General features: G+C 69.0%; 8 protein-coding genes. 3 read left to right on the top strand and 5 right to left on the bottom strand.

Translation table 11 applies throughout. The annotated features are described in order from the left end of the window. Positions 1-335 precede the first annotated feature (335 nt). Positions 336-968, top strand: a complete 633-nt coding sequence (locus WAL33_RS17625) for a TetR/AcrR family transcriptional regulator (protein ID WP_422182823.1) — start codon at positions 336-338, stop codon at positions 966-968. Between the two features lie 15 nt (positions 969-983). Here WAL33_RS17625 and WAL33_RS17620 read toward each other — a convergent pair whose 3' ends face one another. Then, positions 984-1259, bottom strand: a complete 276-nt coding sequence (locus tag WAL33_RS17620; protein WP_422182822.1) for a hypothetical protein — start codon at positions 1257-1259, stop codon at positions 984-986. A 113-nt stretch (positions 1260-1372) separates the two neighbouring features. Between WAL33_RS17620 and WAL33_RS17615 the strand changes: the two genes are divergently transcribed. Both WAL33_RS17615 and WAL33_RS17610 read left to right on the top strand, forming a co-directional pair. Continuing rightward, positions 1373-1570: a hypothetical protein gene (locus tag WAL33_RS17615; protein ID WP_422182821.1), complete on the top strand. Its 198-nt coding sequence runs from the start codon at positions 1373-1375 to the stop codon at positions 1568-1570. 216 nt (positions 1571-1786) lie between these two features. Then, positions 1787-2689, top strand: coding sequence for an EamA family transporter (locus WAL33_RS17610; RefSeq protein ID WP_422182820.1), 903 nt, complete (start codon positions 1787-1789; stop codon positions 2687-2689). A 90-nt stretch (positions 2690-2779) separates the two neighbouring features. Here WAL33_RS17610 and WAL33_RS17605 read toward each other — a convergent pair whose 3' ends face one another. The 4 genes from WAL33_RS17605 to WAL33_RS17590 form a co-directional block, all read right to left on the bottom strand. Then, positions 2780-3712 (bottom strand): iron-containing redox enzyme family protein, encoded by a 933-nt coding sequence (locus WAL33_RS17605; protein WP_422182819.1) that lies wholly within the window; start codon positions 3710-3712, stop codon positions 2780-2782. An 86-nt stretch (positions 3713-3798) separates the two neighbouring features. Then, entirely contained in the window at positions 3799-4083 is a 285-nt protein-coding gene (locus tag WAL33_RS17600) for a hypothetical protein (RefSeq protein WP_422182818.1), read from the bottom strand. 130 nt (positions 4084-4213) lie between these two features. Next, entirely contained in the window at positions 4214-5305 is a 1092-nt protein-coding gene (locus tag WAL33_RS17595) for a 3-deoxy-7-phosphoheptulonate synthase (protein ID WP_422182817.1), read from the bottom strand. A 96-nt stretch (positions 5306-5401) separates the two neighbouring features. Next, positions 5402-5485, bottom strand: a complete 84-nt coding sequence (locus tag WAL33_RS17590) for a hypothetical protein (RefSeq protein WP_145688053.1) — start codon at positions 5483-5485, stop codon at positions 5402-5404. Positions 5486-5628 lie beyond the last annotated feature (143 nt).

Genomic DNA, 5628 nt, shown 5'->3' with positions numbered 1-5628 from the left:
GCCTGGGGCGGCGGCGGGGCGGCGGGCGCTTTCTTTTCGCCGCAGGCCGCAAGGGATGTGGCGGCGAGAAGGGCAAGAAGCACCCCCTTCCCCCTTGATGGGGGAAGGGCTGGGGATGGGTGTGAAGCCGCTTCAGGATAGGGTGCGATCGGGGACGAGGCCGCCGCCGCGATCACCCCCACCCCCGACCCCTCCCCCATCAAGGGGGAGGGGAGCTGATGCCCGATCCGTCCACTCACAGCCTCGCCCCTCGACTATCGATCAGTGATAAGTTATCAGTGATAGATTATCACGACTTGTCAAGCGGGCTCGGGCTTGGGAAAGGCTGCAACACGATGAAGTCGCCCCAAGTCCGATCTCCCCGCAAACCCAAGGGCCAGGGCGCCGAGCGTCGCGAGGAGATCCTCGACGCGGCCTTGCGGCTGTTCAGCGCCAAGGACGTGCACGTGGTCTCGACCCGGCAGATCGCCGAGGCGGCCGGGATCAGCCAGCCGGCGCTCTACGCCTATTTCGCCACCAAGGACGACCTGATCGCCGAGCTGTGCGTGCGGGCCTTCGCCAGGCTGAAGGCGAGGATGGACGACGGCAAGTCGCGCTGGACGCCGACGCCCGAGATGTTCGACCGGGCGATGATGACCTATATCGATTTCGGCCTGAGCGAGCCCGACGCCTACCGGGTGGCCTTCATGGTGGAGAAGAGCCACGACGGCGCGTTCCACGCCCGCACCGGCGGCCGGCCGATGGCGGCGGGCATGGAGGCCTTCCAGGGCTTCGTGGCCATGATCGCCGACCTGCACGCCGCCGGCCTGACCCATGACGAGGATCCGCTGCGCCTGACGCAAAACCTGTGGGCGGGCCTGCACGGCCTGGTCTCGCTGCTGATTGCCCGGCCGGAGTTCCCGTGGACCGAGCGCGAGGCCCTGATCGCCGGTCACATCGCGATGCTGCGGCGCGGGGCGCTCAAATAGTCCTGGGGCGTGGGTTCAGGACTTAACGTCGAGGTTCCCGCCTTCCACCCGCACCGGCTTCAACGCCTCGCGCCGCGCCGGGTCGATCGCGCCCGGACCGGTCACCGCGCCGGCGTACAGCACGGCTGGATCCGCCGCCGGCCCGTTGGCCTTGTCGTCCTCGTCCTTGGGTTTGTTGATGTCGTAGGGCCCGTTCTTGGGATGGGCCGGGTCGATGTGCTTCTTGGCGTAGTCGATGTCCGTGCAGTCCTTGCACGCAAAGCCGTTGATCGTGGTGGTCTGGCTGGTCATGGCGTCCTCCCGATGGAGGATAGTTCGCGCGGCGCAAGAAAAGGTTACATGGCGAAATCCGCCGGCCGCCCCTATATCCGCCGCTTCCCTTTCGCGAACCTCGGAACACCCCCATGGCCAAACTGCAGCCCCTCGACACCTTCAGCCTGCAGGAAACCGAGGACGGCTATCGCCTGCTGGTCTCGGCGATCGGCGGCGAGGCGATCTATGTCTCGATCACGGCCGAGCAGATGGACGACATCATCGAAAGCCTGGAAGCGGCCATGGGCGGCGAGGAGGAAGAGGGCGTCGAGGACGACGAGGCGTTCTAGAACGCGCGCCCTCCGCCCCCTATGGGGGCGGACAGGCGACGAAGTCGCCAGGTGGGGGCAAGTGGGTGAGCCACGGTCCCCGTCAAGCACCACGGCGGCGAACACCTGCCCCCTACGGATCGCTTCGCGATCGTCTTCCCCCACAGGGGGAAGAGGCCCCCTCCGCGCCTTCGGCGCGCCTCCCCCACAGGCGGAAGAGCTGCTAGACACCGCCGCATGTCCCGCGCCGTCTCGCCCCTTCGCGCCGCCTTGCCGTACCTGTGCCTGGTCGGGGCCATGGTGTCGCTGTGCGCGGGCACCTCGTTCGCCAAGACGCTGTTCCCGCTGGTCGGGGCGCAGGGGACCAGCGCCTACCGGGTGGGCTTCTCGGCCCTCATCCTGTTGCTGATCTGGCGGCCTTTGCCTTTTGGGAGGGGGCGCTTCCCCCTGGCCCGCAAGGACCTGATGGCCGTCGTCACCTATGGGGCGGTGATGGGGGCGATGAACCTGTGCTTCTACATGGCCATCCGCACGATCCCGCTGGGCCTGGCCATCGCCATCGAGTTCACCGGCCCGCTGAGCCTGGCGATGATCCACGCGCGCAAGCCGATCCATTTCGTGTGGATCGCCCTGGCCGTGATCGGGCTGGGCCTGCTGCTGCCGCTGGGCGACGCCAGCCTGAACCTCGACCCGGTCGGCGTGGCCTTCGCGGCGGCGGCGGCGGTGTTCTGGGCGCTGTACATCGTGGCCGGCCAGCGGACCGGACACCTGCACGGCGGCCGTTCGGTGGCCCTGGGCATGACGACGGCGGCGGTGGTCATCGCGCCGTTCGGCCTGATCACGGCGGGGGCGGCGCTGCTGAACCCGGTCGCCATCGGCCTCGGGCTGGTGGTGGCGGTGGTCTCCAGCGCCATTCCCTATTCGCTGGAGATGGTCGCCCTGCGCGGCATCTCCAAACGCAGCTTCGGGGTGATGCTGAGCCTGGAGCCGGCGGTCGGCGCCCTGGCTGGACTGCTGGTGCTGGGCGAGCACCTGGCGGCGAGGCAGTGGCTGGCCATCGCCTTCGTCATCGCCGCCTCGGTGGGCACGGTGGCGACCGACCCGTCGCGACGGGAGGTCGAGGCGCCGCTGCACGATTAGCGGACGGGGACATGCCCTTGCGGCGTGTCCCCAAGTCTTGGCGCGGCGCTCGCTGTTGGGGACACGCCGCAAGGGCATGTCCCCGGTCCCTCATTCCGCCGCGTAGACCACCGGATGAACATGCGCCCACAGGTGGGCCCGGTAGGTGTCGAAGCACTGTTCGCCGCAGATCAGGCGCATGACCGCGCCCTCGGCGATGAAGCGGGCGCAGTCCGGAAACTCGCTGACCAGGGGATGCAGGGCCTCGGCGTTCCAGGCCTTGGAGTGCTCGATGTCCAGCTGGGCGTGCAGGGCGAAATACTTGCGGGCCGAGGGCGAGACGCCCAGGCGCTTGAGGCCGGCGTCGACGCAGGCCACGCGGCCCGGGGCGGTCAGCTCGACCACGCCCAGGGCGCCGATCGACTGGTAGGTGTAGCGCCGGGTGGTGGCGAAGGCGGTCATGGTGTTGGCCAGGGCCAGGGACTGCCACAGGGTGGAGTCGATGGTCGGCGCCAGGCCCAGCACCTCCGTCGTGCGGGTCAGCATCGGGCCGTGCATGCCGGCCGCCGCGCCGCGGCCCATTTCGTCCCAGTAGTTGCGGGCCAGCTCCAGCTTGGCGCGGTCGCTGACCTTGACCTGGGTCATGGCCACCAGGTCGTCGAAGCCGGCCTCGCCGGCCGCCTCCTGGGTCAGGAACCACTTGATGTCCTCCAGGCCCGCCGCGCCCTCGATCCAGTCGAACAGCGGGTCGTCCTGGCCGGGACCGGTCTCGCGCAGGTCTTCGAACCAGGCCACGAAGTCGTCGGCATTGGTCGGCACGTGGGCGACCAGCGGCAGGATGAGGTCGCGGAACTGCTCCACATACTCGCCCTCGATCCGCTTCATCCGCGCCTCGTCCGACACCTCGGCGCGCCAGTCCGGAACGGGAGTCCCGACCGCCAGGCGGCGATGGTTCCAATGGGCCAGGCCCCGGTGCAGGGCCTCGGCGTCGGGAAATTCAGGGGTGAAGGCGCCGATGCGCGCCAGTCGTTCGCCACCAAACACGGCTTGCTCCTAGGATCTTTCGTAGGCTTGAGACGGAAAAGGCCGCCTCCGTCGCGGGAGGCGGCCTGATGCCCAGAGCGCTGGGATCAGCGCTGGCCAGTGTTTCCCGGCTGGATCGCGCCGGTGTCGACGCCGCCTTCCAGGCCGTTGTTCAGGTTGTCGACGCCTTCGCCTTCGACACCTTCGACGTCCTCGCCTTCACGGCGCGGCTGGCCCTGCTGGTTCTGCTGGTCGGACTGTCGACGTTGGTCGTCGTCCTGCTGCTGTTGCGGCGTGCGGGTTTCACCTTGCTGGTTCTGCTGGTCGGCTTGCCGGCGTTGGTCGTCGGACGGTTGTTGCTGCAGGTTTTCGCGGTTGGCTTCGTCGCCCATGGTGGTCGCTCCCTGATACGCGCCGGAGGCTTCCGGCGGGGAGATGAACGGGGCGGAGCGATGGTCGTTCCTAAGTCGAAAAAGCGACAAAACCGGCGGTCGGGATGCCTTTTGGGCGTCCCGACCGGACCTAGACCGCCCGCCGCCCGGCCCGCACGGCCGCCGCCAGCGCGTCGAGCAGATCCACCGAGGTCTCCCAGTCGACGCAGGCGTCGGTCACCGACTGGCCGTAGGTCAGGGGCTGGCCCGGCACGATGTCCTGGCGACCGGCGACCAGGTTGCTCTCGATCATCACGCCCATGATCGGCGAGCGGCCGGTCGCCACCTGGGCGCAGAGGTCGGCCACGACGGCGGGCTGGTTCTCGTGGTTCTTGCCGCTGTTGGCGTGGCTGGCGTCGACCATGATCCGGGGCGCCAGACCCGCCTTGGCCAAGGCCCGCGCCGCCGCCGCCACGCTGGCTTCGTCATAGTTGGGCGTCGCGCCGCCGCGCAGCACCACGTGGCAGTCGGCGTTGCCGGTGGTGGTGGCGATGGCCGCGCGGCCCTCCTTGGTCACGGCCAGGAAATGGTGCGGCTGGGCGGCGGCGGTCACCGCGTCCACGGCCACCTTCACGTCGCCGTTGGTGCCGTTCTTGAAGCCGACCGGGCACGACAGGCCCGAGGCCATCTCGCGGTGGATCTGGCTTTCGGTGGTGCGCGCCCCGATGGCGCCCCAGGCCACCAGGTCGGCGATGTATTGCGGGGTGGTGACGTCCAGGAACTCGCAGGCCGCCGGCAGGCCCTGGGCGCTGACGTCCAGCAGCACGCGCCGCGCCAGCCGCAGGCCCTCGTTGATCCGGAAGCCGCCGTCCAGGTCCGGGTCGTTGATCAGGCCCTTCCAGCCGACCGTGGTGCGCGGCTTCTCGAAATAGACCCGCATGATCACTTCCAGCTCGCCGGCATGGCGCTCGCGCTCGACGGCCAGGCGGCGGGCGTACTCCAGGGCGGCCTTGGGATCGTGGATCGAGCAGGGGCCGATCACCACCACCAGGCGGTCGTCGCGACCGTTCAGGATCTCGTGCACGGCGCGGCGAGCGTCGCCGACGACCTCGGCGACCGACGAGGTGGCCGGCGCCTCGCCGATCACCTGGGCGGGCGGACTGAGGGTCTGGAGTCTTTCAATCCGCAGGTCGTCGGTGGGGACGGGCAGCGAGACGAGGTGGGCGGCGGTCGAGGAAGGCACGGCGTAGCTCCTGGAAGGTCGGGAGGTCCGGCGGCCATGAAAAAAGCCGCCCGGGGAACCCCTGGCGGCTGGTGAAAGGCGTTTGCGGCTCTGATTTCAGGCCGAACGATCCCCTCCCGGCGCCAGAGGCGTCGGATAGCTAAAATACCAAAACAGCTGTTGGCTGGCGGCGAGGATCATGGGCGCAAGCCTAGAGGCAAGTCGGCGGCGTGTCACTAGGGTGTGTGAGGCCCGGCGGAGGGGCCGCCCTCGTCCTTCGACAAGCTCAGGATGAGGGCTGGTTTGGTGTGGTTGGCATTCGAATTCCTCATCCTGAGCTTGTC

Origin of the sequence: Caulobacter sp. (assembly GCF_049283275.1) — a bacterium.
Classification (GTDB): domain Bacteria; phylum Pseudomonadota; class Alphaproteobacteria; order Caulobacterales; family Caulobacteraceae; genus Caulobacter.
Note: the sequence above shows the minus strand (reverse complement) of the source record. Positions and strands in the feature narration are given on the sequence as shown.

Coding starts and splice junctions, on each gene's coding strand:
- WAL33_RS17620 (WP_422182822.1), bottom strand. CDS start 1,259: ATGACCAGCCAGACCACCACGATCAACGGCTTTGCGTGCAAGGACTGC.
- WAL33_RS17610 (WP_422182820.1), top strand. CDS start 1,787: ATGTCCCGCGCCGTCTCGCCCCTTCGCGCCGCCTTGCCGTACCTGTGC.
- WAL33_RS17625 (WP_422182823.1), top strand. CDS start 336: ATGAAGTCGCCCCAAGTCCGATCTCCCCGCAAACCCAAGGGCCAGGGC.
- WAL33_RS17600 (WP_422182818.1), bottom strand. CDS start 4,083: ATGGGCGACGAAGCCAACCGCGAAAACCTGCAGCAACAACCGTCCGAC.
- WAL33_RS17590 (WP_145688053.1), bottom strand. CDS start 5,485: ATGATCCTCGCCGCCAGCCAACAGCTGTTTTGGTATTTTAGCTATCCG.
- WAL33_RS17615 (WP_422182821.1), top strand. CDS start 1,373: ATGGCCAAACTGCAGCCCCTCGACACCTTCAGCCTGCAGGAAACCGAG.